At 72.7% G+C, this 26,186-nt stretch carries 28 protein-coding genes; 20 read left to right on the forward strand and 8 right to left on the reverse strand.

Going from position 1 to position 26,186, the window contains the following annotated elements; translation table 11 throughout:
- Positions 1 to 52: 52 nt before the first annotated feature.
- Positions 53 to 727 carry a hypothetical protein gene (locus ABZT14_RS09440; RefSeq protein ID WP_356298989.1) on the forward strand — a complete coding sequence of 225 codons (675 nt, stop codon included), beginning with the start codon at positions 53 to 55 and terminating at the stop codon, positions 725 to 727.
- Between the two features lie 27 nt (positions 728 to 754).
- Here the strand turns inward: ABZT14_RS09440 and ybaK are convergent, their stop codons facing one another.
- The 3 genes from ybaK to ABZT14_RS09455 form a co-directional block, all read right to left on the reverse strand.
- Positions 755 to 1,255, reverse strand: coding sequence for a Cys-tRNA(Pro) deacylase (gene ybaK, locus ABZT14_RS09445; protein WP_356298990.1), 501 nt, complete (start codon positions 1,253 to 1,255; stop codon positions 755 to 757).
- Positions 1,256 to 1,296: 41 nt separating this feature from the next.
- The gene (locus ABZT14_RS09450; RefSeq protein WP_356298992.1) at positions 1,297 to 2,094 is read right to left on the reverse strand and encodes an LON peptidase substrate-binding domain-containing protein; all 798 of its coding nucleotides are present in this window, start codon (positions 2,092 to 2,094) and stop codon (positions 1,297 to 1,299) included.
- Between the two features lie 75 nt (positions 2,095 to 2,169).
- Positions 2,170 to 3,786, reverse strand: coding sequence for an oxidoreductase (locus ABZT14_RS09455; protein ID WP_356298994.1), 1,617 nt, complete (start codon positions 3,784 to 3,786; stop codon positions 2,170 to 2,172).
- Between the two features lie 449 nt (positions 3,787 to 4,235).
- On the opposite strand from ABZT14_RS09455, the gene hisD reads away from it, so the two are divergent.
- The 8 genes from hisD (at position 4,236) to hisF (ending at position 10,145) form a co-directional block, all read left to right on the forward strand.
- Complete coding sequence (gene hisD, locus ABZT14_RS09460) at positions 4,236 to 5,591, forward strand: histidinol dehydrogenase (RefSeq protein WP_356298996.1); 1,356 nt, start codon at positions 4,236 to 4,238, stop codon at positions 5,589 to 5,591.
- On the forward strand, positions 5,588 to 6,718 hold the full coding sequence (locus tag ABZT14_RS09465) for a histidinol-phosphate transaminase (protein WP_356298998.1): 1,131 nt from the start codon (positions 5,588 to 5,590) through the stop codon (positions 6,716 to 6,718). Before hisD ends, ABZT14_RS09465 begins: the two co-directional genes overlap by 4 nt.
- Positions 6,718 to 7,308 carry an imidazoleglycerol-phosphate dehydratase HisB gene (gene hisB, locus ABZT14_RS09470; RefSeq protein WP_356299000.1) on the forward strand — a complete coding sequence of 197 codons (591 nt, stop codon included), beginning with the start codon at positions 6,718 to 6,720 and terminating at the stop codon, positions 7,306 to 7,308. The genes ABZT14_RS09465 and hisB overlap by 1 nt, the downstream gene beginning before the upstream one ends.
- Positions 7,309 to 7,378: 70 nt before the next feature.
- Positions 7,379 to 7,537, forward strand: coding sequence for a hypothetical protein (locus ABZT14_RS09475; protein ID WP_356299002.1), 159 nt, complete (start codon positions 7,379 to 7,381; stop codon positions 7,535 to 7,537).
- Positions 7,538 to 7,540: 3 nt separating this feature from the next.
- Positions 7,541 to 8,179, forward strand: a complete 639-nt coding sequence (hisH, locus tag ABZT14_RS09480) for an imidazole glycerol phosphate synthase subunit HisH (RefSeq protein WP_356299004.1) — start codon at positions 7,541 to 7,543, stop codon at positions 8,177 to 8,179.
- A 24-nt stretch (positions 8,180 to 8,203) separates the two neighbouring features.
- Complete coding sequence (gene priA, locus ABZT14_RS09485; protein WP_356299006.1) at positions 8,204 to 8,929, forward strand: bifunctional 1-(5-phosphoribosyl)-5-((5-phosphoribosylamino)methylideneamino)imidazole-4-carboxamide isomerase/phosphoribosylanthranilate isomerase PriA; 726 nt, start codon at positions 8,204 to 8,206, stop codon at positions 8,927 to 8,929.
- Positions 8,926 to 9,321 carry a RidA family protein gene (locus tag ABZT14_RS09490; protein ID WP_356299008.1) on the forward strand — a complete coding sequence of 132 codons (396 nt, stop codon included), beginning with the start codon at positions 8,926 to 8,928 and terminating at the stop codon, positions 9,319 to 9,321. Before priA ends, ABZT14_RS09490 begins: the two co-directional genes overlap by 4 nt.
- A gap of 53 nt (positions 9,322 to 9,374) precedes the next feature.
- Entirely contained in the window at positions 9,375 to 10,145 is a 771-nt protein-coding gene (gene hisF, locus ABZT14_RS09495) for an imidazole glycerol phosphate synthase subunit HisF (RefSeq protein ID WP_356299010.1), read from the forward strand.
- An 810-nt stretch (positions 10,146 to 10,955) separates the two neighbouring features.
- Here the strand turns inward: hisF and ABZT14_RS09500 are convergent.
- On the reverse strand, positions 10,956 to 11,309 hold the full coding sequence (locus ABZT14_RS09500) for a hypothetical protein (protein ID WP_356299012.1): 354 nt from the start codon (positions 11,307 to 11,309) through the stop codon (positions 10,956 to 10,958).
- A 436-nt stretch (positions 11,310 to 11,745) separates the two neighbouring features.
- Here ABZT14_RS09500 and ABZT14_RS09505 point away from each other — a divergent pair, with 436 nt between their 5' ends.
- Entirely contained in the window at positions 11,746 to 12,660 is a 915-nt protein-coding gene (locus tag ABZT14_RS09505; protein ID WP_356299013.1) for a LysR substrate-binding domain-containing protein, read from the forward strand.
- A 63-nt stretch (positions 12,661 to 12,723) separates the two neighbouring features.
- Here ABZT14_RS09505 and ABZT14_RS09510 read toward each other — a convergent pair whose 3' ends face one another.
- Both ABZT14_RS09510 and ABZT14_RS09515 read right to left on the reverse strand, forming a co-directional pair.
- Positions 12,724 to 13,371, reverse strand: coding sequence for a TetR family transcriptional regulator (locus tag ABZT14_RS09510; RefSeq protein ID WP_356299015.1), 648 nt, complete (start codon positions 13,369 to 13,371; stop codon positions 12,724 to 12,726).
- Positions 13,372 to 13,375: 4 nt separating this feature from the next.
- Positions 13,376 to 14,839, reverse strand: coding sequence for an MFS transporter (locus tag ABZT14_RS09515; RefSeq protein ID WP_356299017.1), 1,464 nt, complete (start codon positions 14,837 to 14,839; stop codon positions 13,376 to 13,378).
- A 193-nt stretch (positions 14,840 to 15,032) separates the two neighbouring features.
- Between ABZT14_RS09515 and ABZT14_RS09520 the strand changes: the two genes are divergently transcribed.
- Positions 15,033 to 15,392 (forward strand): nuclear transport factor 2 family protein, encoded by a 360-nt coding sequence (locus ABZT14_RS09520; RefSeq protein ID WP_356299019.1) that lies wholly within the window; start codon positions 15,033 to 15,035, stop codon positions 15,390 to 15,392.
- 51 nt (positions 15,393 to 15,443) lie between these two features.
- Here ABZT14_RS09520 and ABZT14_RS09525 read toward each other — a convergent pair whose 3' ends face one another.
- Together ABZT14_RS09525 and ABZT14_RS09530 are read right to left on the reverse strand one after the other, a co-directional pair.
- Complete coding sequence (locus tag ABZT14_RS09525; protein ID WP_356299021.1) at positions 15,444 to 16,076, reverse strand: TIGR03085 family metal-binding protein; 633 nt, start codon at positions 16,074 to 16,076, stop codon at positions 15,444 to 15,446.
- Positions 16,077 to 16,204: 128 nt separating this feature from the next.
- Positions 16,205 to 16,774: a hypothetical protein gene (locus tag ABZT14_RS09530; RefSeq protein ID WP_356299023.1), complete on the reverse strand. Its 570-nt coding sequence runs from the start codon at positions 16,772 to 16,774 to the stop codon at positions 16,205 to 16,207.
- 396 nt (positions 16,775 to 17,170) lie between these two features.
- On the opposite strand from ABZT14_RS09530, the gene hisI reads away from it, so the two are divergent.
- The 9 genes from hisI (at position 17,171) to lgt (ending at position 26,086) form a co-directional block, all read left to right on the forward strand.
- Positions 17,171 to 17,596 carry a phosphoribosyl-AMP cyclohydrolase gene (gene hisI, locus ABZT14_RS09535; protein ID WP_356299024.1) on the forward strand — a complete coding sequence of 142 codons (426 nt, stop codon included), beginning with the start codon at positions 17,171 to 17,173 and terminating at the stop codon, positions 17,594 to 17,596.
- 31 nt (positions 17,597 to 17,627) lie between these two features.
- Entirely contained in the window at positions 17,628 to 19,178 is a 1,551-nt protein-coding gene (locus tag ABZT14_RS09540; protein ID WP_356299026.1) for an anthranilate synthase component I, read from the forward strand.
- Positions 19,175 to 19,822, forward strand: coding sequence for a TIGR02234 family membrane protein (locus ABZT14_RS09545; protein ID WP_356299028.1), 648 nt, complete (start codon positions 19,175 to 19,177; stop codon positions 19,820 to 19,822). The genes ABZT14_RS09540 and ABZT14_RS09545 overlap by 4 nt, the downstream gene beginning before the upstream one ends.
- Before the next feature lie 400 nt (positions 19,823 to 20,222).
- Positions 20,223 to 20,450, forward strand: coding sequence for an HGxxPAAW family protein (locus ABZT14_RS09550; RefSeq protein ID WP_356299030.1), 228 nt, complete (start codon positions 20,223 to 20,225; stop codon positions 20,448 to 20,450).
- Between the two features lie 458 nt (positions 20,451 to 20,908).
- A complete protein-coding gene (locus ABZT14_RS09555) occupies positions 20,909 to 21,298 on the forward strand; it encodes a DUF2752 domain-containing protein (protein ID WP_356299345.1) in 390 nt (129 codons plus the stop codon).
- Between the two features lie 323 nt (positions 21,299 to 21,621).
- Positions 21,622 to 22,428 carry an indole-3-glycerol phosphate synthase TrpC gene (gene trpC / locus ABZT14_RS09560; RefSeq protein ID WP_356299033.1) on the forward strand — a complete coding sequence of 269 codons (807 nt, stop codon included), beginning with the start codon at positions 21,622 to 21,624 and terminating at the stop codon, positions 22,426 to 22,428.
- Positions 22,429 to 22,763: 335 nt separating this feature from the next.
- Complete coding sequence (gene trpB, locus ABZT14_RS09565; protein ID WP_356299034.1) at positions 22,764 to 24,047, forward strand: tryptophan synthase subunit beta; 1,284 nt, start codon at positions 22,764 to 22,766, stop codon at positions 24,045 to 24,047.
- A complete protein-coding gene (gene trpA, locus ABZT14_RS09570; RefSeq protein ID WP_356299036.1) occupies positions 24,044 to 24,862 on the forward strand; it encodes a tryptophan synthase subunit alpha in 819 nt (272 codons plus the stop codon). The genes trpB and trpA overlap by 4 nt, the downstream gene beginning before the upstream one ends.
- Positions 24,863 to 24,991: 129 nt before the next feature.
- Positions 24,992 to 26,086: a prolipoprotein diacylglyceryl transferase gene (lgt, locus tag ABZT14_RS09575; protein ID WP_356299038.1), complete on the forward strand. Its 1,095-nt coding sequence runs from the start codon at positions 24,992 to 24,994 to the stop codon at positions 26,084 to 26,086.
- The last annotated feature ends 100 nt before the right edge of the window (positions 26,087 to 26,186 follow it).

A 26,186-nucleotide genomic window follows, 5' to 3' on the forward strand; every position in this document is an offset into this window, starting at 1 on the left:
CGAGCGGCTCCCTGGTTCTCGTGACCGGGTGGGCGCCTGGCACGATGGCGGGGTGACGGTACCGACGCCCTCCTCGCACAACCCCGACCCTCGCGGAGCCCGTACGGCCCCGGACCAGCCGGCGTGGCACGGCCCCCCGCCGGGCGGCGACCTCCCGTACGCGCCCCCGGTCTCCTCCGAACCGGAGGGCGAGGTGGTCGACCCGAGGCGGGAACTGGTCGAGGGCGCGCTCACCGCCCTGGGCGTGGCCGTGCTGGGCGTCCTCCTGGGGGCGCTGTGGTGCTGGCTGGCCCCCCGGGTGCCGCTGGTCTCCGACGGCGAGGCCGTCTACCTCAAGGACCCGGAGGGCGAGGAGACCTTCGCCATCGAGGGGACCTTCGTGATGCTGTCCCTGGCCATGGGCGCGGTGGTCGGTGCGGCGGCGTTCCTGGCCCGCCGGCGCGGAGGCATCGGCGTGGTGCTGGGCCTGGGGGTGGGCGCCCTGCTGGGCGCGGTGATCGCCTGGCAGGTGGGCGTGTTCCTGGGGCCGCCCGAGGACGTGGCCGCACGGGCCCGCGAGGTGGGCTCGGGGGTGACCTTCGACGGGCCGTTGAAGCTGGACGCCAAGGCGGCGTTCCTGGCCTGGCCGGTGACCTCGGTGGCGACGCACCTGCTGCTGACCGCCCTGTTCGGCCCGGCCGATCCCGAACCCCAGCCGCCCGGACCGGTGCAACCCGACGGGGACTGAGGGGGACTGAGCAGCGCCCGGCCTCGCTCAGCGGGCGCGGGCCACCGGGGCGAACCGGGCGCCGGTGAGGTCGGCCAGGTCGCGGGGCGCCAACTCGATCTCCAGCCCCCGGCGGCCGGCCGAGACACAGACGGTGTCGTGGTCCAGGGCGGAGGCGTCCACCACGGTCGGCAGGCTTCGACGCTGCCCCAGGGGCGAGATGCCCCCTCGTACGTAACCGCTGGAGCGCTCGGCCGCCGCCGGGTCGGCCATGGTGGCCCGCTTGCCGCCCACGGCCGAGGCCAGCGCCTTGAGGTCCAGCGAGGCGGACACCGGTACCACGGCCACCGTCAGCCGGCCGTCGACCTCGGCGACCAGGGTCTTGAACACCCGGTCGGCGCTGACGCCCAGCGCCTCGGCGGCTTCCTGGCCGTAGGACTCGGCTGAGGGGTCGTGCTGGTAGGCGTGGGTGGTGAAGGCCACGCCCGCCGCGCTCGCGGCCAGGGTCGCCGGGGTGGAGCCCTGGGCGGAACCGCGCTTCTTCGCCATGTCGTGTCCGTGCCTGTGCTCGTGCCGTCCGGCCGGTGCGGTCAGTTGGGGCTGGTGGGCTGGCGGGTGAGTTCGGCCGCCGGCACCGAGGGGAGCTTGCCCATCAGGGCGGTCTCGGTACGCAGGATGCGCAGCTCCTCGGTGAGCCGGGAGGCGGTGTCCGGGGCCTGGAGGAGCCGCTGCTTGGTGGGGGTGTCCAGCAGGGTCGCGGCGGCCACCAGGTAGGAGACCACCGAGGGGTCCTCGGGCAGTTCCTGCCCGGCGGTGAGGGTGCGTTCCCGGGCGCTGGCCAGCCGCTTCTGGTAGGCGCGGAAGGCCCGCAGCACCCCCAGGGACAGCGCCTCGGCGTCCTCGCCCGGCTCCTCGGGCAGCTCCTCGACCTCGCCCACCAGGTACGGGCCGCTGGCGTCCACCGACAGCAACCGGAACCGGGTGGTGCCGGTGGCCAGCACCTCGTACCGGGGCCCGGCCCCGTCACCCCGCTCGGCGGCGCCCTCGGTCTCCTCGTCCTCGTCGGAGGAGTGGCTCTCACGGATGGTGGAGGCGTCGGCGACACAGCCGACGGTGTGGAAGGAGCGTTCCGGTCGGGGCCCGAAACCGGCGGTGGGGTCGGCGGAACGGCGTGAGGTGCTGCTCGGGCCGGGCATTCCGGTGGAGGTGGGGGCCACCTCCAGACCGTCCCGGATGGCGACGACTCCGAAGCGCCGGGGCTCGTCCTCGGGGATGTCCAACAGGTCCCGCATCAGCGCGCAGTAGCGCTGCTCGAACACGGTCAGCGGCAGCACCAACCCGGGGAACAGCACCGAGTTCAACGGGAAGAGCGGAAGCGAGGTGGTCACGAACGGTAAGCCTAAAGCCTCGCTCGCCCTGCCCGGGCCGACCGTGCGGCCCGGGCCCCGCCGGCCGGCGGCCGGCTACTGTCTGCGCAGCAGCCTGGTGGCTCCGGTGGCCACCGTGGTCGCCAGCACCCAGCCGAGCAGGATCATCACCGCGGCCACCCACTGGGCGGCGCCGCCCGGGTTCCAGGCGGTGTCCTGTCCGAAGGAGATCACCGGCAGCAGCAGGTCCAACGAGTACAGCGCGGCGTTCCAGTGCGGCATCTCGTCGCTCTTGAGGGCGCCGGGCGGGTGCTGGTTGAAGAACACGAACCCGGTGGCCCACAGCACCGCCATCCACAGCGCGGCCTGGCCCGGGCGGTAGCCGTAGGCCACCGTCCAGTCCTGGAGGTAGCCCCACAGCTTGGCGGCCAGCGGCAGGGTCTCCCGACGGCGGCGCTGCTTCTCCAGGAGCACCGCCCGGGCCTCGGCGTCCTCCCCGCTGTTGCGTTTGACGGTGGCCAGTTGCTCGTACGGTTCGGGGCTGTACTCCGGGGTGGCGGCGGCCAGCCAGGACAGGCGCTGCTGGAGGGGGAAGTACCCCCGGTTGATGAGGTGTTGGTAGCTGAAGCCGGCCATCCACAGCCGCTCGTCGGTGGGCCAGCTGCTGACCTTGTCCACCAGGTTCTCCACGGTGGCCCCGGACAGCACCACCACGCCCCGCTCGGGGGCGGGGGAGGTGAAGCACAGCTCGGGGGTGGTGACCCTGCGCAACGACAGTTCCTGGTCCCGTTCCAGCTGGAACCGGCAGTTGTCCAGCACCAGGGAGTCCCCGAAGCGGCCGTCGTCCAGCTTCACGCCCCCGGTGACCTCGAAGTGCTTGACCCGTCGTCGGGTACCGCCCTGGGTGGTGAAGGGCAGGGGCACCCCGGTGGGCGGGGTGTAGCCCTGGGCCATGTGCGCGCTGCCGGGGCCGGCGTCGGCGAGGTGGGCGAAGCGCTCCACGGTGAGCTGGGGGGCGTGCAGGGAGTAGCGGCCACGGCGGTTACGGATGACGGTGCCGTACAGGAACATCGAGCCGCCGATCTGGGCGCCCCGGAGGCTGACCTCGCCGTCGGCCAGCACCAGGCTGGCCTGGAGGTCCTGGGAGACGTTGACGCCGTCGGCGGACACCGCCCGTGGACGCCGGCCGCTGCCCACGGTCAGCTCGTTCAACAGCAGGTCGGTGCCGATGTTGGCGTCGGTCAGCTTGATGCCCTCCGGCACGGTGCAGCGCGGCAGGTGCAGGTCGCCCTCGGTGGTCAGCCGGGAGGCCTCCACCCGGGGCACGTGGCAGTTGATCAGTCGCATGGTCGTCAACCGCGCCTCGGGCAGCAGCAGTTCGCGTTCGAAGCGGCAGTCGACGAGTTCCACGTAGGGGCGGACCTCGCCCCCGGATATGTCCAGCACTCCGCTGATGTAGGCGCCGGCCAGGTGGAGGGAGGCGACCCGTCCCAGCAGCGGGGGAGGGCCGTGCAGCAGCAGGGAGGAGATCACCCGGGCCCGGATGGTGCGCCCCTCGCCCCACTCGTGGTCGCCGTTGGGGTCGTCCCGTTCGGGCTCCCCGGAACGCAGGCTGTACGCACTGCCGTTACGGAACGCCTGCCACAGGCCCCACTCGGGTCTGGTCAACTGTAGGTTGGCGGGCGGTTCACCGTCGTCCCGCAGGTCGCTCACCGCAGCTTTCCCCTCCGCTCCTGGTCTGGTGGCCGTACCCGGCCGGTGTTCCGGCCGGTGGCCCGACTTCCGCGCACGGGCGGCGTTCGCGGTGTACGGCGGGCCGCAGAGGTCATTCCCGCTGCGTGACGGGATGAACACACCGTGAGCTTACGGGCCGAGGTGATGCACATATCTCCGCCCGGAGGACCGCCGGACGAGCGCCACACGACCGTCGGAAGACCGCCGCCTCCCGGCCGGTGACGCCCGCTGTCCGCCTCTGACTGACGTACGGTCAACCTCCTTGGTTCCCGGGGGAGTTGGGGTGACGGTGACCGAACGTGCCCGCGACCGCCCGGAGCGTGGGCCCCTGGGCGGGCGCGTCAGCGGTGGTCACGAGCCGTCTCGGGGGGTGTTCCACCCACTGATACGCGGCCCGGGTGCCTGGGGCGGTCTGCCAGACTGGACCCGTGATCTCCCGTATCGATCTGCGTGACCGCCCCGCCGGCCCGGCCGGCGACCGGGTGGACGCCGACCTGCTGCCCCGAGCCGAACTCGACGTCGAGGCCGCCCTGGACAAGGTGCGCCCCATCTGCGAGGACGTGCGACATCGCGGGGACGCGGCACTGGTCGACTACGCGGAGCGCTTCGACGGCTGCCGGCTGGAGTCGGTGCGGGTGCCCGAACGGGCGCTGGCCGAGGCCCTGGCCGGACTCGACCCCGAGGTCCGGGCCGCCCTGGAGGAGTCGGTACGCCGGGCCCGTATCGTCCACCAGGCGCAGCGCCGCCAGGACTCCACGGTCACCGTCGTCGACGGGGGCACCGTCACCGAACGCTGGGTGCCGGTGGAACGGGTCGGGCTGTACGTACCGGGCGGCCGGGCGGTCTACCCCTCCTCGGTGGTGATGAACGTGGTGCCCGCCCAGGAGGCGGGCGTCGGCTCGCTGGCCGTGACCTCCCCGCCGCAGGTCGAGTTCGGCGGACTGCCCCACCCCACCATCCTGGCCGCCTGCGCCCTGCTCGGGGTGGACGAGGTCTACGCGGCCGGCGGTGCCCAGGCGGTGGCCATGTTCGCCTACGGCACCGACACCTGCGCGCCGGCCCAGATGGTGACCGGCCCCGGCAACATCTACGTGGCCGCCGCCAAGCGACTGCTCAAGGGCCGCATCGGCATCGACTCCGAGGCCGGCCCCACCGAGATCGCCATCCTGGCCGACCACACCGCCGACCCCGGCCACGTGGCCGCCGACCTGATCAGCCAGGCCGAGCACGACCCGGTGGCCGCCGCCGTACTGGTCACCCCCTCCGAGGATCTGGCCGAGGCGGTCACCACCCAGCTGCGGACCAGGGTGGCCGCCACCCGCCACCGGGAGCGGATCACCGAGGCCCTCGGGGGCCGGCAGTCGGGCATCGTGCTGGTGCGCGACCTGGAACAGGGCCTGGCGGTGGTGGACGCCTACGCCGCCGAGCACCTGGAGGTGCAGACCGAGGACGCGGCCACCTGGGCGGCCCGGGTACGCAACGCCGGCGCGATCTTCGTCGGCCCCTGGGCCCCGGTCTCCCTGGGCGACTACTGCGCCGGCTCCAACCACGTACTGCCGACCGGGGGCTGCGCCTGCCACTCCTCGGGGCTGTCGGTGCAGTCCTTCCTGCGCGGCATCCACGTGGTGGACTACACCCGCGAGGCCCTCGCCGAGGTCACCCACCACGTGGTGGCCCTGTCCCGGGCGGAGGACCTGCCCGCCCACGGGGAGGCGCTGGTCGCCCGGTTCGAGGGCGGGGCGTCGGGAGACCCGCTGGACACGGAGGGGCCCGAGACACCGTGACCGCCATCGAACAGCTGCCCCTGCGCGAGGAACTGCGCGGCAAGTCCCCCTACGGGGCCCCGCAGTTGGACGTACCGGTGCGGCTCAACACCAACGAGAACCCCTACCCCCTGCCCGAACCGCTGGTGGCGAGGATCGCCGAGCGGGTCACCGAGGCCGCCCGCCACCTCAACCGCTACCCGGACCGGGACGCGGTGGAGCTGCGTACCGAGCTGGCCCGGTACCTCACCCGCACCACCGGTCACCGGCTCCAGGCCAGCGCGGTGTGGGCGGCCAACGGTTCCAACGAGGTGCTGCAACAACTGCTCCAGGCCTTCGGCGGCCCCGGCCGGCTGGCCCTGGGTTTCGAGCCCTCGTACTCCATGCACGCCCTGATCGCCCGGGGCACCGGCACCGACTGGCACGCCGGACCCAGGCGGGAGGACTTCACCGTCGACCTGGACGCCGCCCGTTCGGCGATCGCCGAACGCCGGCCCCACGTGGTGTTCGTCTGCTCGCCCAACAACCCCACCGGCACGGCCGTGGAGCCGGACACCGTGCTCGCCCTGTACGAGGCGGCCCAGGAGGCCCGGCCGTCGATGGTGGTGGTGGACGAGGCGTACGTGGAGTTCAGCCACGGCTCCTCCCTGCTGCCCCTGATCGAGGGCCGGCCGAACCTGGTGGTCTCCCGCACCATGTCCAAGGCCTTCGGCGCCGCCGGGCTGCGGCTGGGCTACCTGGCCGCCGACCCGGCGGTGGTGGACGCGCTGCAACTGGTGCGGCTGCCCTACCACCTGTCGGCGGTCACCCAGGCCACCGCGCTGGCCGCCCTGGAGCACACCGATACGCTGCTGGGGTACGTGGAGCAGCTCAAGAAGGAGCGCGACCGGGTCGTCGCCGGGCTGTCCGACCTGGGCCTGCGGGTCACCGCCTCGGACGCCAACTTCGTCCAGTTCGGCCGCTTCGGCGACGCCCACCAGGTGTGGCGTCAACTGCTCGACCGGGGCGTCCTGGTCCGGGACAACGGCGTGCCCGGCTGGCTGCGGGTCACCACCGGCACCCCCGAGGAGAACGACGCGTTCCTGTCCGCCGTCGCCGACGTGGTCGACGCGGCCGGCGCGAGTGTCACGAGCGAGGAGAACCCCTGATGGCACGACTGGGAAGGGTGGAGCGGACCACCAAGGAGACCTCCGTGGTGGTGGAGATCGACCTCGACGGACAGGGCCAGGTGTCGGTGTCCACCGGGGTCGGCTTCTACGACCACATGCTGGACCAACTGGGCCGGCACGGACTGTTCGACCTCAGTGTGAAGACCGAGGGCGACCTGCACATCGACAGCCACCACACCATCGAGGACACCTCGCTGGCCCTGGGCGCGGCCTTCAAGCAGGCCCTCGGGGACAAGCGCGGCATCGTACGGTTCGCCAACGCCTCGGTGCCCCTGGACGAGTCGCTGGCCCAGGTGACCGTGGACCTGTCCGGGCGGCCGTACCTGGTGCACTCCGAGCCGGAGGGCATGGCCCCCATGATCGGCTCCTACGACACCACCATGACCCGCCACATCCTGGAGTCCTTCGTGGCCCAGGCCCAGGTCGCCCTGCACGTCCACGTGCCCTACGGCCGCAACGCCCACCACATCGTGGAGTGCCAGTTCAAGGCGCTGGCCCGGGCGCTGCGGTACGCCAGCGAGATCGACCCCCGGCAGACCGGCATCCCCTCCACCAAGGGAGCCCTGTGAGCCGCGTACGCTCCTCACTCCGGGCAACTCACCGCCCGGACAACGGAGTTGAAGCGAACGGAAGAACACCATGAACGGCACCTCCACCCTGCTGATCTTCGTGGGGCTGTTCCTCGCCGGCGGGGCCCTCTCCTTCTGGAAACAGCGGATGCCCAAGGGCGTGGTCGCCCTGTTGGGCATCGGCGCCGTGATGTCCCTGACCGCCGGACTGCTGCGACTGGGGGCCTGAGCCATGGGCACACCCAAGGTGGTCGTCTTCGACTACGGCTTCGGCAACGTACGGTCCGCCGAACGCGCCGTGGCCCGGGCCGGCGCCGAGGTCGAGATCACCCACGACTACCAGCGCGCCATGGACGCCGACGGCCTGCTGGTCCCCGGGGTCGGCGCCTTCGCCGCCTGCGCCCGGGGGCTGCGCCGGGCCCGAGGGGACTGGGTGGTCGAACGCCGACTGGCCGGCGGCCGGCCGGTGCTGGGCATCTGCGTCGGGATGCAGATCCTCTTCGACCGGGGCATCGAGCACGGCGAGGAGGCCGAGGGGCTGGCCGAGTGGCCGGGCACCGTCGGGCCACTGAAGGCCGAGGTGGTGCCGCACATGGGCTGGAACACCGTGGACGTCGCCGAGGGCTCGCGGCTGTTCGCCGGCCTGCCGAAGGACGCCCGCTACTACTTCGTCCACTCCTACGCGGTCCACGACTGGGAGCTGGAGGCCACCCACGCCGCGATGGCCGCCCCCCTGGTCAGCTGGACCACCCACGGGCGGCCCTTCGTGGCCGCGGTGGAGAACGGCCCCCTGTGGGCCACCCAGTTCCACCCCGAGAAGTCCGGCGACGCCGGCGCCCAACTGCTCAGCAACTGGACCCAGACCCTCTGACAGAGAGAGCCAGGAACCGCTTCGATGCCCGCACTCGAACTCCTCCCCGCCGTGGACGTACGGGACGGTCAGGCCGTACGTCTGGTGCACGGCGCCTCCGGCACCGAGACCTCCTACGGCGACCCCCTTCAGGCCGCCCTCAACTGGCGTGACGCCGGGGCCCGTTGGCTGCACCTGGTCGACCTGGACGCCGCCTTCGGCACCGGCGACAACCGGGAGCGGATCGCCGAGGTGGTCCGCGCCATGGACATCCAGGTCGAGCTGTCCGGCGGCATCCGCGACGACGCCAGCCTGGCCGCCGCCCTGGCCACCGGCTGCACCCGGGTCAACCTGGGCACCGCCGCGCTGGAGAGCCCCGAGTGGGTGGCCAAGGTGATCGCCGAGCACGGTGACCGCATCGCCGTCGGCCTCGACGTACGGGGCACCACCCTGCGCGGCCGGGGCTGGACCCGGGACGGCGGCGACCTGTACGAGACCCTCCAGCGGCTGAACTCCGAGGGCTGCGCCCGCTACGTGGTCACCGACATCGCCAAGGACGGCACCCTCAAGGGCCCCAACCTGGAACTGCTGCGCGGGGTGTGCGCGGCCACCGACCGTCCGGTGGTGGCCTCCGGAGGGGTGTCCTCGCTGGACGACCTGAGGGCCATCGCCGACCTGGTGCCCGAGGGTGTGGAGGGCGCCATCGTGGGAAAGGCCCTCTACGCCAAGGCGTTCACCCTCGAAGAGGCCCTGGAGGCGGTCCACGCATGACCATCGAGCGGGTGCAGTCGGACAGTCCCTGGGAGGACACCATCGGCTTCGCGCGGGCGGTGGCCGCCGGGGACCGGGTGCTGGTCGCCGGCACCATGCCCCTGGTGGACGGCGCGGTGCAGGGCGAGGGCGACCCCTACCAGCAGACCAGGGCCGCGTTCACCAACGCCCTGGCCGCGCTGGGGCGGTTCGGGCTGGACGCCTCTTCGGTGATCCGTACCCGGATGTACCTCGCGCACGGCCGCGACGTGGACGCCGCCGGCCGCGCCCACCGGGAACTCTTCGACGCGGTACGCCCGGCCGCCACCCTGGTGGTGGTGTCCGGCTTCGTGGACTCCCGGGTGCTGGTCGAGGTCGAGCTGGAGGCGTACCGCGCCCCCGAATCCCCCTGAGCGGCGCCGCACCGCGCGCCACCCGCACCACCTTCCGAGGAGCTGAACGAGCAGTGTCCCTGGCCCGACGCGTGATCCCCTGCCTGGACGTGGACGCCGGCAGGGTGGTCAAGGGCGTCAACTTCCGTGACCTGAGGGACGCCGGTGACCCGGTGGAGATGGCCAAGGTCTACGACGCCGAGGGCGCCGACGAGTTGACCTTCCTGGACATCACCGCCTCCTCCTCGGACCGGGAGACCACCTACGAGGTGGTGCGCCGTACCGCGGAGCAGGTGTTCATCCCGCTGACCGTCGGAGGCGGGGTCCGCAGCACCGAGGACGTGGACCGCCTGCTGCGCGCCGGCGCGGACAAGGTGGGCGTCAACACCGCCGCCATCGCCCGGCCGGAGCTGATCTCGGAGATCGCCGAGCGCTTCGGCAGCCAGGTGCTGGTGCTGTCGGTGGACGCCCGGCGCTGCCCGGAGGGCACCGAGACCCCCTCGGGGTTCGAGGTCACCACCCACGGCGGCCGTCGGGGTACCGGTCTGGACGCGGTCGAGTGGGCCCACCGTGCCGCCGGCCTGGGGGCCGGGGAGATCCTGCTGAACTCGATGGACGCCGACGGCACCAGGGACGGCTACGACACCAGCATGATCGCGGCGGTACGGGAACGGGTCTCGATCCCGGTGATCGCCTCCGGTGGCGCGGGCGTGCTGGAGCACTTCCCCCCGGCCATCAACGCGGGGGCGGACGCGGTGCTGGCGGCCTCGGTCTTCCACTTCGGTGACCTGCGTATCGCCCAGGTCAAGGACACCCTGCGGCAGGCCGGTCACCAGGTGCGCTGAGAGGCGCTGAGAGGCGCTGAGAGGCGCTGAGGGGGACGCGCCCCTTCTGGGGTGCCCACCCGCCTGTGGCGACGGGGCCCGACGGGTGGCCGCCGGGGTGGCTTCCGTGCCGATACTGGCCGGGCGCCGTCGAGGCCGTGCACGTGCGTGTGGACGTGGCCCCCTGAGGAGTACCGGGGGCTCGCCGGCTGGTCTCAGGCTGGGCCGGACCGGCCGTTCCTCGGCGGGTGTCGTCCTTCTGTTCTCCGTGACCGGTGGGTTCCCGTCGGGAGTTTCCCCGCGCCGGGTCGGCGTGCTTTCCGTCCTGGACCCGATGCCCTGAACCCGGTGAATGGCATATGCCATTCACCGGTGGTTTCCCGACGGGCGGGGTGAGGGATTCGGCGGGTGGAGGTGGCATTTCTGTCGAAGTCCCACGTGGGTCGGTGCCCCAGGGGAATGGGGCGGAGGCCGTCCCGCCTCCGAGGGAAATTCGCGTAAAGGGCGCGAAAGCCGCTTCACCCATTCCCCGGTGATGTTTTCTCAGCTGCCCCGGCTTATCCTGGGCGGGATACGGGCGGAAAGGCGCCAGAAACGGGCCGCGCGAGGTAGGCCCCTACCGGAGGGGGCGTGACTCGGGCCCGGCACCCGAGGAGGAGGGGTGCCGGGCCCGAGGGGGAACGTCGACGTACGGACGGTGGGTTCCACTGGTGACGCGGACTCGGTGCACGCGCGGGCCGGTGGTCGTCGGGCGTGGGGTCCCCTTCGACCCGGCGTGGACCTTGGCCGTGCCTCCCCCCGTGTGACCCCGTGGGTGCCGTCGACGAGGACTCAGTTGATGTGCAGCGTGGTGATGATGCCGTAGTCCTTGGTGATGCTCTCGTTCTTGCCGAAGGTGTGGCGGTACAGGCCGCCGTCCCCGGGCTCGTACTCGAAGTACCCCTCGTTGTTGCCGCTGTCGAAACTGGTGACCCGGTCCTGGTCGATCCACAGGTCCCCGGCGTCCGCGAAACACCGTCGGGTGCCCAGCCCGTTGTCGGCCGTCATCCCGATGACGAAGTAGTTGTCGAAACCGAGCTGGCATTCCGCCCAGTTGATCTCGTGGGTCGCGTACGCCGGAACGGCACTGGCGGCCAACGCCGCCGCGGTGATTCCGGTGACGACAGCCAATCGCCAACGCTTCATGACGGGTCTCTCCTGGGTGTGAGGGATGGTACTGGGCCGGTTTCCCTCCGGCGGTTCAGAACCCTAACACCCGTCAATACGTATACGGGTACGAGGAGTTGGGTGAAACGAGGTTGCGTAAACCCGCGCACCGTGAATTCGCATTCGCTCCGTGTGCCTTCGTCGATTCCCTGTGGGAATTCCCCGGGAAACGGGCACGGGGTTACCGGGAGGTCGCTTTTCCTTTCCGCCCAGGTGGCGGGGGAAGGAGGCCGGCCGCACCTCCCGGGTCCGCTCCCCGGGGTGGGCGCCCCCGCGACGGGAGGCGGCGATTCGGGCGGTAAGCGGGCGGTCGGGGGCACCGTCGGGCAGACCCGCCCCGGGGGAGCCGTATCGACGGTGCCGATCCTCTGTGGCCCCGCGATAGGCACAGCCTCTGAGGCCCTAGCCTGGCGCCATGCAGCTGCACCAGCTCCGCTACTTCGTGGCCGTCGCCGAGACACTCCACTTCACCCGGGCCGCACAGCGCGAACTCGTGGCCCAGCCCTCGCTGAGCCAGCAGATCCGGGCGCTGGAACGGGAGTTGGGCGCCGAACTGTTCCACCGGGCGCGCGGCCATGTGGGCCTGACCGACGCCGGAGAGGTCCTGCTGCCGCTGGCCCGCCGCATCCTCGCGGACACCGAGACCGCTCGCCGGGAGGTGCAGGAGGTGGCCGGACTGCGCCGGGGGCGGGTACGGCTGGGGGCCCCGCCCAGCCTGTGCGCCAGCGTGGTCCCCGACGTGCTGCGCGGCTTCCACGACCGTTACCCCGGCGTGGAGTTGGTGGTACGGGAAGGGGGCTCGCGGGACCTGGTGCGACTGCTGGCGGACGGGATGCTGGACCTGGCCCTGGTCATCACCCCGCTGGCCGGCTCCAGTCCGGCGCTGACCACCCGGGAGCTGCTGCGGGAGGAGCTGGTGGTGGTCTCGGCCCCCGACCGGCCCGCCCCGGTACGGCGCCGTCGCCTCAGGGTGGCGGACCTGGAGGGGCGGCCGTTGGTGATGTTCCGCCCCGGGTACGACCTGCGGGAGATGACGACCACCGCCTGCCGGGAGGCCGGTTTCGAGCCCACGCCCAGTGTGGAGGGCGGCGAGATGGACTCCGTACTGGGCTGTGTCCGGGCCGGACTCGGGCTGGCCGTGGTGCCCAGCATGGTGGCCCAGCGGTCCGGGTTGCGCACCACCCGGTTCGCCGCCCCGGGGCTGCGCCGGGCGATCTCCCTGGCGCACCGGGGTGATGTGCGACCCCCGTACGCGGCACGGGAGTTGGGGCGGGTGTTGTCCGAGCACCTGCGGGGTCGGGAGGGCACGGACGAGCCGGCCTCCTCGTGACGCCCCTCTCCTGGGGCTCCCGTGGGACTTCCGTGACGGCGACCGGGTACGGCTCGGGGACGGTCAGCCGTCCACCAGCCGCTGCACCCCCGGGGCGTACAGCTCGGCCAGCCGCTCCGGGTCGGCGGCCTCGGCCGCCCCCTCCCGGTGCAGGCTCAGGGTGGCGCCCAGGCCGAGGAGCTGGCCGGCGACCAGTTCGGCCCGCAGCTGTGGCTCGGGGCCGGGGAGCAGCGCGGCCAGCCGTGCCGTGACCTGCTGGGTGAACCGTTCTCTCAGCAGGGAACGTTCGTCGGTGTTGCCCAGGGCGAAGACCACCCGCAGCAGGGGGTCGCCGTGCCGCTCCCGCCGGCTGCGTACCAGGGTCAGCACCAGGTGTCGGCCCAGCGACTCCACCGGAGCGGCGAACAGCAGGTCGGCGGCCTTCTGGAAGTCCGCCACGGTGTCGAACAGGGCCTCCTTGCTGCCGAAGTGCTTCACGATCAGGGAGGCGGACACCCCGGCGTCGGCGGCGATGCCGCGCAGGGTGACCTCGGCGTACGGCCGGAAGGCGAACGCCCGTCGGGCGGCGCGGAGGATCGCGGTACGGCCGGTGGCCGCCTCGCCGGGTTCGGCCGGCTCTCCGGCGGCGTTGCGCGGGGCGGTGGCCAGGGCGCCCGGGGGGAGGGAACCGTGGTCAGGAGCGGGGGTGTCGACTGAGGGGTGACCGGTCATCGGGTCATCGGGCTTCCTGGACGGCGGAGGGCTCGGGAGGCCGCGCCTCCACGGGGCCCAGCGTATCCGGGGTGGACTTCCGGTCGCCCGGTACGGCCAGGGTCACCAGCAGGGCCAGCACGGCGGTGGCGGCGGCGATCAGGAACACCAGCAGATAGGCGTGCAGGGTGGGGGCCTGCCGGCCGTCCACGGTGAAGGTGACCCGGGTCAGCACGGCCGCGACCACGGCGCTACACAGGGCCTGGCCGATGGAGCGCATCAGGGTGTTGAGCCCGTTGGCGGCGCCGGTCTCGGTGACCGGTACCGCCCGCATCACCAGGGCCGGCAGCGCGGAGTAGGCGATGGCGGTGCCCGAGGCGACCACGGCCGCCCCCGCGATGATCATCCACAGCTGGTGGCTGGTGAAGAACCGCACCACGTAGCCGACCGCGATGATCCCGGCGGCCAGCGCCAGCGTCACCTTGGGGCCGTACGTGGTGGAGATCCGTGCCGACACCGGGGAGAGCGCGACCATGCTGATCCCGGCCGGCAGCAGGCACAGCCCGGAGACCACGATGGACGCCCCCAGGCCGTAGCCGGTGCTGGTGGGTTCCTGCACCATCTGGGCGGTGGCCAGGTTGTTGGCGTAGAAGGAGAAGCCGATCAGCAGGGCGGCGAGGTTGGCCAGCAGCACCCGGGGGCGGGCGGACACCCTGAGGTCCACCATCGGGCTGGGCACCCTCAACTCCCAGGCGCCCCAGCACAGTCCGACCAGCAGGGCCGCCCCGAGCACGCCCAGGGTGCGGGCGGAGGTCCAGCCCCAGGCCCCGCCCTGGGTGACCGCCATCAGCAGGGCGACCAGGAAGGCGGTGAGCCCGAGGGTGCCCAGCACGTCGAAGCGGCCGGGGGAGCGGAGGGCGGAGGGGGGTACGAACAGCAGCACCAGCGCGATGTCCAGCAGCCCCAGTCCGGCCGAGACCCAGAACATGGTGTGCCAGTCGGCGTACTGCACCACCAGTGCGGCCACCGGCAGCCCGACCGCCGCGCCGATGCCGAGGGTGGAACTCATCAGCCCGATGGACCGCAGCACCCGTTCCGGGGGCAGCTCGTCCCGCATGATGCTGATGCCCAGGGGGAGTACCGCCAGGGCGGCGCCCTGGAAGGCGCGGCCGGTGATGAGCACCCCGATGTGCGAGCTGGCCCCACACAGCGCCGAGCCCACCACCAGCAGGCCGAGGGAGGCCAGCAGTACCCGGCGCTTGCCGTACATGTCGCCGACCCGGCCGAGTACCGGGGTGCAGACCGCTCCGGCCAGCAGGGTCACGGTGATCAGCCAGCTGGCGGCGGCCGGGCTGCTGCCGGTGAGTTCGGGGATGTGCGGCAGCAGGGGTACGACCAGGGTCTGCATCACGGCGACCACCACACCGCAGAAGGCCAGTACGGCGACCAGGGGGCGTGGGGCGGCGGGCGGGGGTATCGGGGTGGCCATGGGGCTCCGTGTCCGGGGGCGGGTTCTCGGCGATGGTGCACACGCGTTCACCCCCAGGGTAAACGTCTGTGCACCTCTGGGGGAGTCGGGGGTGCCGTGAGCCCGGCCACCGCGGGCCGGGGGCCGACAGACGAGTTCCGCGCCCGGCCGTCGTCCACCCTGGGCGGGGACGGACGACACGAGGAGCGACCCGATGGAGAACACCGAGGTGGTACGCGCCACCGTGGAGGCGTACACCACGCAGGACCGGGAACGGGCGGAGCGGCTGATCGCCGACGACTACACCTTCACCAGCCCGTGGGACGACCACATCGACCGTGACGCCTTCTTCGCCCGCTGCTTCCCCACCGCCGACCGACTGGCCTGGCAGCGGGTGGTGGAGCTGGCCCCCGTCGGAGGGGACCAGGTGTTCGTGCTGTACGAGTACGAGCTGCGCACCGGGGAACGGCACCGCAACGTGGAGCTGGCCACGGTGCGCGACGGGAGGATCACCGAGACGCAGGTGTTCTTCGGCGGGGCCTACGGCGACCGTCCACCCTCGGACACGAAGTGACCTCCCCGCGGCCGGCGTTCCGGTCGGGGAGGTCACGGACCAGGAGGCGTCCTACAGCCCCAGGCTGGCCTGCCGGGCCTTGGCGATCGCCTCCGGGGCGCCGTCCAGTTCCACCCGCGCCGAGTTCTGCCGCCCGGAGGCGAACATCAGCAGCTCCGAGGGCTCACCGGTCACCGTCACCACCGGGGTGCCCTTGTGGGCGACCGTGGTCTGGCCGTCCGGCCGGCGCAGCACCAGCCCCACCGGGGCCTTGCGGCCGTACATCCGCGAGGTGGTGTCCAGCCGCTTCCACAGGGCGTCCTCGAACACCGGGTCCAGCTGACGCGGGGTCCAGTCCTCGGCCGCGCGGCGGATGTCCTCGGTGTGGATGAAGAACTCCACGGTGTTGGCCGCCTCGTCCACCTGCTTGAGGTTCAGCGGGGACATCCGGGGCGGGCCGCTGCGGATCAGCTGGAGCAGTTCCTCGTAGGGCTTGGAGCGGAACTCCGCCTGCACGCGGTCCAGTCGGGACTTCAGGGGCTTGATCACCAGACCGCCGGCCGCGTCCACCCGGCGTTCCCGCACCACGACGTGCGCGGCCAGGTCGCGGGTGGTCCAGCCGGCGCACAGGGTCGGGGCGTCCGGGCCGTGACTCTCCAACAGGTCGGCGAACAGCAGGCGTTCACGCTTGGCATGGGTTGACATGCCGCCAGCCTAGGACGGTTCGGGGGCGACGGTCGGGAGGTGCGCTCCTCGGCGGGCCGTCACGACGAGAGAGCGCCGCCGGGGGGTCGTACCCACCAGCGGCGCTCTCGGGTGAACGTTCCGTCGCCTCAGTTCGGCAGCGGCGCCCTGAGCTTGGTGCCGTCCTTGGTGCTGCTCGCGGTGAGCGAGCAGGAGATCGTCTTCTTGTTCTTCAACTGGTAGGTCGTGTACGAGGGGTAGATCACGAAGTAGTACGGGGCGGGGCGGGACGACATCCGCCGCATCCGGCTCTCCGCGTCGGCCTTGCACAGCGACATCGCCTTGGAACGGATCGAGAACTCACCGGCGAACGAGCCGGTCAGGGTGCGGTTGCTGATGACCTCGCCGTTGTGCGGGCCGTTGCAACTGCGCTTCTCCACGTCGGTCACCGCGGAGCTGAGCTGCGGGTGATCGAAGCAGGTGCCCGGTGAGAGCACCACGTACGGGGTGAGGCTGGAGGTCGGGGTCGGAGTCGGTATCGCGGTCGTCGGGTCGTCCGTGGGCTCGTCGTCCCGGTCCATGTCGGCGCCCGGGTCGCTGGCCTCGTCGGTCGGGCTCTGACTGGCGCTCGGGCTGCTCGTCGTGTCGGCCTTGTCGTCCTTGTCGTCGCCACGGAACCCGAACCAGTAGACCCCGCCGGCGATCAGGGCGATGGCCACGACCGCCGCGATGATGATGCCGGCGGCCTTGCCCTGCCCCCCGTTACCGGGAGGTGGCGGGCCGTAGCCCCCGGGAGGCGGCGTCCCGGGTCCACCCGGGCCGGGGTACCCGTAACCACCGGGAGGCCCCGGAGGTCCGGGTGGCCCACCGGGGCCCGGATAGCCGTAGCCGCCGCCCGGAGGCGGGGGCGGACCTGACTGGCCCGGCGGGCCGAAGCCGCCGCCGGGGTTGCCTGGAGGTGGTGGAGGCGGAGGGGGAACACTCATGCGGAAAAGAATGCACCATGCCACCCACAGGGCCTTCTCGCAGCCGTCACAATCCCGCAACAGCGGCACCAACCGGGCGGCGCTGGGCGGCCGTTTCCGGTAGATCGTCCGCCCCGGCACAATGGGGGTATGGCCAGCGACGCAGCCTCCACCGACACCCCCTCCGAGGACTCCTCGGACCCGGTCCGCACACCACCGAGGGAGGGTCAACTCCCCTCCCTGGCACCGGAGATCGCGGCCCGCCTCAAGCGCAACGAGGACGGGCTGATCGCCGCCATCGCCCAGCAGTACGACACCCACGAGGTGCTGATGCTGGGGTGGATGGACGACGAGGCCCTGCGCCGCACCCTCACCACCGGCCGGTGCACCTACTACAGCCGCAGCCGACAGGAGTACTGGGTCAAGGGGGCCACCTCCGGCCACACCCAGACCGTGAAGTCGGTGGCACTGGACTGCGACGGGGACACCGTGCTGGTGCGCGTCGACCAGACCGGGGGCGCCTGCCACACCGGTGACCGCACCTGTTTCGACGCGGGCCAACTACCCCTGGGGTGAGGGCCGCGCGGGGGCACTAGGCTCGGTGACCATGACCACGGGCTCCGTCACCCCCGACCTGCACCAGTTCCGCTCCCTCGCCAAGGACCGCCGGGTGATCCCGGTCGTCCGCCGGCTGTTGGCGGACGACGACACCCCCATCGCCCTGTACCGCAAGCTCGCCGGTGGGCGTACCGGCACCTTCCTGCTGGAGTCCGCCGAGAACGGCCGCACCTGGTCCCGTTACTCCTTCGTCGGTGTACGCAGCTCCGCCGCGCTGACCGTGCGGGAGGGGCGGGCGCACTGGCTGGGGTCGCCCCCGGTCGGGGTGCCCACCGGGGGCGACCCGCTGGACGCCCTGCGGGAGACCCTCCAGGTCCTGCACACCCCCCGCGACCTCCACCAGGACACCGAACTGCCGCCGTTCACCGGGGGGATGGTCGGCTACCTCGGCTACGACGTGGTGCGGCACCTGGAACGGATCGGTGACCCCTCGGCGGGCTTCGCCGGCGAGGAACAGCCGGTGGACGACCTGGGGCTGCCCGAGCTGACCATGTTGCTCGCCTCCGACCTGGCGGTGATGGACCACCGGGACGGCACGGTGCTGCTGATCGCCAACGCCATCAACCACAACGACCTGGACACCGGCGTCGACGAGGCGTACGCGGACGCCGTGGCCAGGCTGGAGGCGATGACCGCCGACCTGGAGAGGCCGGTGTCCCGGGGCGCCACCGCCCTGCCGCCCTCGCGACTGCCGGACTTCGTCGCCCGTACCGGATCCGAGCGCTACCAGGCGACCGTGGAGCGGGTGAAGGAGCGCATCCGGGCCGGCGAGGCGTTCCAGGTGGTGCCCTCGCAGCGGTTCGAGACGCCCTGTGACGCCCCCGCCCTGGACGTCTACCGGGTGCTGCGGGCCACCAACCCCAGCCCGTACATGTACCTGTTCCGCTTCGACGACTTCGAGGTGGTCGGCTCCAGCCCCGAGGCCCTGGTGAAGGTGGACGACGGCGACGCGCTGCTCCACCCCATCGCCGGTACCCGCCCCCGGGGCGAGACCCCGCAGCGGGACGCCGCCCTCGCGGAGGAGTTGCTGGCCGACACCAAGGAGCGCGCCGAACACCTGATGCTGGTGGACCTCGGCCGCAACGACCTGGGCCGGGTCTGCCGGCCCGGCAGCGTGGAGGTGGTCGAGTTCATGGCCGTCGAGCGCTACAGCCACGTGATGCACATCGTCTCCACCGTCACCGGCCAACTCGCCCCCGACCAGACCGCGTTCGACGCCCTGCTGGCCTGCTTCCCGGCCGGCACCCTCTCCGGCGCCCCCAAGCCCCGCGCCCTCCAGATCATCGAGGAGATGGAACCCACCCGACGGGGCGTCTACGGAGGATGCGTCGGCTACCTGGACTTCGCCGGGGACGCCGACACCGCCATCGCCATCCGCACCGCCGTCCTCCGGGACGGCACCGCCTACGTGCAGGCCGGTGCCGGGGTGGTCGCCGACTCCGACCCGGCCTCCGAGGACGCGGAGTGCGGCAACAAGGCGGCGGCCGTTCTGAGGGCGGTCCACACCGCCCGGCGCCTCGGCGGTAGCGTGGAGCGGTGACCTCCCAGCCCCCGACTCCCGAAGAACCCGGGCCCGAGCGTCCCGCGGCGGCGAAACGGTCCCGCGCCCACCTCCGCGCCCTGGGCGTGGCCCTGCTGTGCGGAGCGGCCGGGGCCACCCTGGCGCTGGTCTCGGCCGGTCAGGTCTGGAACGAGGGGGTGGCCTCCTTCGCCCAGGGACGCCTGCCGGTCGAGGCCAAGGGCAGCGAGGTCACCGGCCTGCCCAGTGCCCTGGCCCTGGTCGGACTGGCCGCCCTGGTCGCGGTGTTCGCGGTACGCCGTACGGCGCGGACGGTGGTCGCCGTACTGCTCACCCTCTGTGGGCTGGGCACCGGGGTGTCCGCCCTGCTCAGCGCCCGCGACAGTACGGCCCTGGACGAGCGGGCCGCCGAGGCGAGCGCCCTGACCGAGGGGTCCGTCGGCGCGCTGGACGTGACCGTGTGGCCCTATGTCTCGGTACTGGCCGGGCTGTTGCTGCTGACCGCCGGCCTGCTGGCACTGCGGTACGGGGCCAGCTGGCCCTCGATGTCCGGCAGCGCCCGCTACGAGCGCCGGGGAGCGGACTCCCGCCGACGGCGCCCGGTGGACCCCGAGCGACCCGAGGAGATGTGGCGGGCCCTGGACCGGGGCGAGGACCCGACCTAGCGCGCACCGCGCCGCGTCGCCGTCATGGCGGTCGCCGTGGTGGGCGCCGTGGTGGTGGGTGTCGGAACGCGCTCACTGATCCCCCGGGATCCGTACGGCACCCCCCGGGGAACACCGTTCCACCCGGGACCGGTCGGACACGGGACCGCCGTAGCCACCCGACCTCCACGCACGTCGGGCGGGTGCCAGACCGCCGACCTCGCTCCGGGAGGCCGGGGCGCCCCGACTGAACGACCCCTGATGAGCCGGCCACCGGAGGTCGGGGGACAATGGCTGACCGGTGCCGGGTCTCGTCGACCGGCACCGGTCAGCAGCCGTCACCCGGCCGTACACGCGCCGGGTGGGGCCGGCGACAGCTCGGCCGGCCCCCACAACACGCAGTCACCGAGGAGAGCACTCAATGGCGGGCAACAACCACGGACACACCCCGGCCGCGTGGACCGGCGTCACCATCGTCTTCCTCGGCTTCTGTGTCGCCGGGGTGTTCATGGTGATGGACCAGCCACTGGGCTTCTGGGCCGGCATCGCCCTGACCCTGGTCGGCGGTCTGGTGGGGCTGGCCATGAAGGCCGCCGGACTGGGACAGAGCCCCCGCGTCGCACAGCGCGCCGGGGAACCCCAGTCCTGAACCTCCGCTCCACGGCGGAACGGCTCTCCCGGTACGCCCGCCCCGGAGCCGACCCGACGGCGGTGCTCCCCACGGTTCCCACCGTCCCCCCGGGTCCCGACGGTCCAACCACCCCACGGGGGCGGGCGGTTGGACACCGAGGTGCCGCCCGGGGGAGGCCGTCACCGGGACTCGTCTCCCCGAGCCACGGTGGGGCGCCGTTCCGCCGGGCGTGGCCGGGTGGGCGCACCCGGAGTGACCCTCGGAGCCGGTGCGCCCGGCCCGGGGGCCGGCCTCCATCCGCCGCGCCCCGACGATCACGCTGACGGACACCGACCGACACCGACCGACACCGCCCCCGAGGGCCGAGGCGCCCTTTCGGGGGCGGCTTCGTTGCGTACCGGCCGGGGGCCGGCAAGGCTGGGGACGTGAACGGTGAACCCTCGCGGACACGGACCGCGTCCCCCGGCCGACGGACCCTGGCACGGGTGGGCGCGCCCCTGGGTGTACTGGCCGCCGTGGCCGGGGCCTTCGCCTACGTGGGCACGGTGGACCCCAACCAGCCGGGCCACTACCCGGTGTGCCCGCTGCTGTGGGCGACCGGCCTCTACTGCCCGGGCTGCGGCGGTCTGCGCAGCGCCCACGCGGTGGCCCACGGTGACCTGGGCGCGGCCCTGGGAGCCAACGCCCTGGCCGTGGCGGGGTACGGACTCTTCGCGATGCTGTGGACCCTGTGGCTGGTGAGGTCACTACGGGGGCGGCCCCTCGCGGTGGCCCCTCCGGCGGTGGTGTGGTGGGCGTTGGGTGGACTGGTCGCGCTGTTCACCGTGGTGCGCAACCTCCCGTTCGGGGCGGCGCTGGCCCCCTGAGGGGGTGACCGGGCTGGTTCGTGCCCCGCGCGGGCCGGGCCGTGGGCCGACCGGGTGGATACCGCCCTGGTGTCGTCCGTCGCTCGGAACGGCCCGGTGCTGGCGCCCGGGCCCGACGCCGTACGGCCGAGGGGACCGGGGAGGGTGTCCGCCATCCGGGAAGTACCGGGCCCGGAGGTGAGGGGAATCTAAGTGGCCGGATACCATCGCAGTGCTTGACAAGACCTGCTTTCCTGAAGCTTCCCCTGAGGACCTTCCCTGGGAGTCGACCACCGGGAACCGGGCAGCGCCAGCAACGAAGTACCACCAGAAGGGTCCCCGCCGTGAGCGTGCTCGACGAGATCATCGACGGAGTCCGAGCCGACCTCTCCGAGCGCCAGCAGCGGGTCAGCCTGGACGACCTCAAACGCCGCGCCGAGCGGGCCCCCCAGGTGGTCGACGGGATCGCCGCCCTCCGCCAGGAGGGGGTCCAGGTGATCTGCGAGGTCAAGCGTTCCAGCCCCTCCAAGGGAGCCCTGGCGGCCATCGCGGACCCGGCCGGTCTGGCGGGGGAGTACGAGGCCGGGGGCGCCGCGATCATCTCGGTCCTCACCGAGCAGCGCCGTTTCGGTGGCTCGTTGGAGGACCTGGAGGCGGTGCGCGCCAAGGTCGACATCCCGGTGCTGCGCAAGGACTTCGTCGTCACCTCCTACCAACTGTGGGAGGCCCGGGCCCACGGCGCCGACGTGGTGCTGCTGATCGTCGCGGCCCTGGAGCAGCAGGCACTGGTCTCCCTGGTGGAGCGGGCCGAGTCGCTGAGCCTGACCCCCCTGGTCGAGGTGCACGACGAGGAGGAGGTCGAGCGCGCCCTGGACGCCGGCGCCCGGGTCATCGGTGTCAACGCCCGTGACCTGCGCACCCTGGAGGTGCACCGTGACACCTTCAGCCGGGTCGCCCCCCTGATCCCGGACCACGTGGTCAAGGTCGCCGAGTCCGGTGTGCGGGGCCCCCACGACCTGATCGCCTACGCCAACGAGGGCGCCGACGCCGTACTGGTGGGGGAGTCCTTGGTCACCGGGCGCGACCCCCGTACGGCGGTGGCCGACCTGGTGGCGGCCGGCGCCCACCCGGCGCTGCGGAACGAACGCTGAGCGGACGGCGGAGCGCGATGTACGTGGGTGTGGCGAGCGGGTTTCCCGGAGGTGGCCGTCGGTCGGCCCTCCGGCTGGCGCCCGGCGCCCCGGGGCTCACCCTTCCGAGGGTGATCGGCTGCCGCGCGCCCGCCCGCAGGATCCACGGCCGCCGGGTGCGGTACCACATCGGTGACGAGCCGGGGCAGGTCCGAGGGATGCGATGGCGCCGGGCGGCAGGCTGACCGCCCGCGTCTGAACGGCCGCCCCTCCCGGGGGCCGGCCGCCGTTTCCGTCTTCCGTTCCCCGGTCGGCCCCCGTGGCCCGACCGTCCCGTAGCGATGTGGAGTTCACCCATGCCCGACGTCAGTCCGTCGTCCTCCGAGGGGGCCGCGCCTCCCTCGCCGGACGCGTACTTCCTCCCCGACACCGCCGGTCCGGTGCCCGACGCCGAGGGCTACTTCGGCGCCTTCGGCGGCAGGTTCATCCCCGAAGCCCTCATGGCCGCCGTGGAGGAGGTCGCTGCCGAGTACGACAAGGCCAAGCACGACCCCGCCTTCGCCGCCGAGCTGGAGGACCTGCTCGTCCACTACACCGGCCGGCCCAGCGCGCTCACCGAGGTACCGCGCTTCGCCCAACACGCGGGCGGGGCAAGGGTGTTCCTCAAGCGGGAGGACCTCAACCACACCGGCTCCCACAAGATCAACAACGTACTGGGGCAGGCCCTGCTCACCCGCCGGATGGGCAAGACCCGGGTGATCGCCGAGACCGGAGCCGGCCAGCACGGGGTGGCGACCGCCACCGCCTGCGCCCTGTTCGGACTCGACTGCACCATCTACATGGGCCAGATCGACACCGAGCGCCAGGCGCTGAACGTGGCCCGGATGAGGATGCTGGGCGCCGAGGTGGTGCCGGTGGCCTCTGGCAGCCGCACCCTGAAGGACGCCATCAACGAGGCGTTCCGCGACTGGGTGGCCAACGTCGACCACACCCACTACCTGTTCGGCACCGTCGCCGGCCCGCACCCCTTCCCCGCCATGGTGCGCGACTTCCACCGGGTGATCGGCGTCGAGGCCCGCCGCCAGGTGCTGGAGCGCGCCGGCCGGCTGCCGGACGCGGTGCTCGCCTGTGTCGGCGGCGGCTCCAACGCCATCGGACTGTTCCACGCCTTCGTACCCGACGAGTCGGTCCGGCTGGTCGGACTGGAGGCGGCCGGCCACGGCGTGGACACCGGGGAGCACGCGGCCTCCCTGACCCTGGGGGAGCCCGGCATCCTGCACGGCTCCCGCTCCTACGTGCTCCAGGACGAGGAGGGGCAGATCACCGAGCCGTACTCCATCTCCGCCGGCCTGGACTACCCGGGCATCGGCCCCGAGCACTCCTACCTCAAGGACTCCGGCCGGGGGGAGTACCGCCCGGTCACCGACGACCAGGCGATGCGGGCGCTGCGGCTGCTGTCCCAGACCGAGGGGATCATCCCGGCCATCGAGTCCGCCCACGCGCTGGCCGGCGCCCTGGACCTGGGCACCGAACTGGGCCCGGAGGGGCTGCTGTTGGTCAACCTCTCCGGCCGTGGCGACAAGGACATGGACACCGCCGCCCGCTACTTCGGGCTGTACGACGAGGAGGCCCGGTCATGAGCGGACAACTGGAGAACCTCAACCGGGTGCTGGCCCGGGCCCGCGAGGAGGACCGCGCCGCCCTGGTGGGCTACCTGCCGGCCGGCTTCCCCACCGTCGACCGGGCGGTGGACGCGCTGACCGCCATGGTGGAGGGCGGCTGCGACGTGGTCGAGGTCGGGCTGCCGCACAGCGACCCGGTGCTGGACGGTCCGGTGATCCAGACCGCCGACGACATCGCCCTGCGCGGGGGTGTGCGCATCGCCGACGTGATCCGCACCGTCGGCCGGGTCCACGAGGCGACCGGTGCGCCGGTGCTGTGCATGACCTACTGGAACCCCGTGGACCGCTACGGTCCCGAACGGTTCGCCGCCGAGCTGGCGGCGGCCGGGGGAGCGGGCTGCATCCTGCCCGACCTGCCGGTCGAGGAGTCCGAGGTCTGGCGGAAGGCGGCGGCCAGCCACGGTCTGGCGACGGTCTTCGTGGTGGCGCCCTCCAGCCGTGAGGAACGGCTGGCGCGGATCACCCAGGCCGGCAGCGGATTCGTCTACGCCGCCTCGCTGATGGGGGTCACCGGCACCCGGGAGTCCGTCGGCGCGGAGGCCCGGGACCTGGTCGAGCGCACCCGGCGGACCTCCGAACTGCCGGTCTGCGTGGGCCTGGGCGTCTCCCACGCCGAGCACGCCGCCGAGGTCGCCGCCTTCGCCGACGGGGTGATCGTGGGCTCCGCCTTCGTACGACGGCTGCTGGACCACGCCGACGACCCGGACACCGGGCTGGCCGAGGTGCGGAAGCTGGCCGGCGAACTGGCCCGGGGAGTACGGTCCGGCCGCTGAACCGGCTCGGGGTCGGGGGCCCGGTCGGGCTCCCGACCCCCGCCGTACGGGCTGGCCGTCGACGGTACGGATCCGTTATGGGAGTGGATTGCCACCCACGGCCCGGGGCCAGGTAGCGTCTGAGGGGCCATGGAGACCCTTGCATACATCCCCAGCCCCTCGTCCGGCGAGCTGTTCCTCGGACCGGTCCCCCTCAGGGGCTACGCGTTCTGCATCATCATCGGCGTGTTCGTCGCGGTCTGGCTGGGCAACCGGCGCTGGGTCGCCCGAGGAGGCCAGCCCGGAACGGTCGCCGACATCTCGGTCTGGGCCGTGCCCTTCGGTCTGGTCGGTGGCCGCCTGTACCACGTGATCACCGACTACCAGCTGTACTTCGGTGAGGGCCGCAACTGGGTGGACGCCTTCCGTATCTGGGACGGAGGCCTGGGGATCTGGGGCGCCATCTCCCTGGGGGCCGTCGGTGCCTGGATCGGCTGCCGCCGCCGGGGCATCCCCCTGCCGGCCTGGGCCGACACCCTGGCCCCGGGAGTGGCTCTGGCCCAGGCCATCGGCCGTTGGGGCAACTGGTTCAACCAGGAGCTGTACGGCCGGGCCACCGACCTGCCCTGGGCGGTGCGGATCGACGCCGAGCACCGCCCCGCCGACACCCCCGAGCTGGCCACCTACCACCCGACCTTCCTCTACGAGTCCCTGTGGTGCGTGGGGGTGGCGGTCCTGCTGATCTGGGCCGACCGCCGGTTCAAGCTGGGGCACGGCCGCACCTTCGCCCTCTACGTCGCCACCTACACCGTGGGCCGCTTCTGGATCGAGTACCTGCGGGTGGACGACGCCCACCACGTGCTGGGCATGAGGCTGAACAACTGGACCTCGATCCTGGTCTTCCTCGGCGCGGTCGGCGCCTTCGTCCTCTCCGCGAGGATGCGTCCCGGACGGGAGGAGGTCGTCGAGCCCCTCGCCCAGGGCGAGCGGTCCGGGGAGTCGGGCGAGGCCGCTTCCAAGGACGCCCCCGAGGACTCCGGTACGGCCGACGCCGACTCCGCCGACTCCGAGGAGCCCACCCGCTCCAGGTTCGGCCTGTCCAGGAACCGCTCCCGCAAGGCCGACGGAAACGCCGACGAGGGCGGTGCCAAGAGCCCCGGCAAGGACACCGGTGGGGACCCGGCGAAGGACGGGGACGACGCGGAGGCGGGCACCTCCGCGCCGGGCGGCTCCTCCAGAGGCTGAGCCGCCGAGCTACCGAGTAGCTGGGCCACCGAGTTACCGAGTAGCTGGGCCGCCCAGTTCCAGACCCTCCGGCCCGGGCACCCCGCGAACGGGGTGCCCG

The sequence above is a fragment of the Streptomyces sp. NPDC005438 genome, from assembly GCF_040606315.1.
Lineage (GTDB): Bacteria > Actinomycetota > Actinomycetes > Streptomycetales > Streptomycetaceae > Streptomyces.

Bases quoted from the DNA above. Each gene is read 5' to 3' on its own strand.
- ABZT14_RS09500 (WP_356299012.1), bottom strand. From the start codon at position 11,309: ATGAAGCGTTGGCGATTGGCTGTCGTCACCGGAATCACCGCGGCGGCG.
- lgt (WP_356299038.1), top strand. From the start codon at position 24,992: ATGGAGACCCTTGCATACATCCCCAGCCCCTCGTCCGGCGAGCTGTTC.
- ABZT14_RS09520 (WP_356299019.1), top strand. From the start codon at position 15,033: ATGGAGAACACCGAGGTGGTACGCGCCACCGTGGAGGCGTACACCACG.
- ABZT14_RS09490 (WP_356299008.1), top strand. From the start codon at position 8,926: ATGACCATCGAGCGGGTGCAGTCGGACAGTCCCTGGGAGGACACCATC.
- ABZT14_RS09475 (WP_356299002.1), top strand. From the start codon at position 7,379: ATGAACGGCACCTCCACCCTGCTGATCTTCGTGGGGCTGTTCCTCGCC.
- hisH (WP_356299004.1), top strand. From the start codon at position 7,541: ATGGGCACACCCAAGGTGGTCGTCTTCGACTACGGCTTCGGCAACGTA.
- trpB (WP_356299034.1), top strand. From the start codon at position 22,764: ATGCCCGACGTCAGTCCGTCGTCCTCCGAGGGGGCCGCGCCTCCCTCG.
- trpA (WP_356299036.1), top strand. From the start codon at position 24,044: ATGAGCGGACAACTGGAGAACCTCAACCGGGTGCTGGCCCGGGCCCGC.
- ABZT14_RS09540 (WP_356299026.1), top strand. From the start codon at position 17,628: ATGACCACGGGCTCCGTCACCCCCGACCTGCACCAGTTCCGCTCCCTC.
- ABZT14_RS09550 (WP_356299030.1), top strand. From the start codon at position 20,223: ATGGCGGGCAACAACCACGGACACACCCCGGCCGCGTGGACCGGCGTC.
- ABZT14_RS09525 (WP_356299021.1), bottom strand. From the start codon at position 16,076: ATGTCAACCCATGCCAAGCGTGAACGCCTGCTGTTCGCCGACCTGTTG.
- ybaK (WP_356298990.1), bottom strand. From the start codon at position 1,255: ATGGCGAAGAAGCGCGGTTCCGCCCAGGGCTCCACCCCGGCGACCCTG.
- ABZT14_RS09510 (WP_356299015.1), bottom strand. From the start codon at position 13,371: ATGACCGGTCACCCCTCAGTCGACACCCCCGCTCCTGACCACGGTTCC.
- ABZT14_RS09505 (WP_356299013.1), top strand. From the start codon at position 11,746: ATGCAGCTGCACCAGCTCCGCTACTTCGTGGCCGTCGCCGAGACACTC.
- priA (WP_356299006.1), top strand. From the start codon at position 8,204: ATGCCCGCACTCGAACTCCTCCCCGCCGTGGACGTACGGGACGGTCAG.
- hisB (WP_356299000.1), top strand. From the start codon at position 6,718: ATGGCACGACTGGGAAGGGTGGAGCGGACCACCAAGGAGACCTCCGTG.
- ABZT14_RS09515 (WP_356299017.1), bottom strand. From the start codon at position 14,839: ATGGCCACCCCGATACCCCCGCCCGCCGCCCCACGCCCCCTGGTCGCC.
- hisI (WP_356299024.1), top strand. From the start codon at position 17,171: ATGGCCAGCGACGCAGCCTCCACCGACACCCCCTCCGAGGACTCCTCG.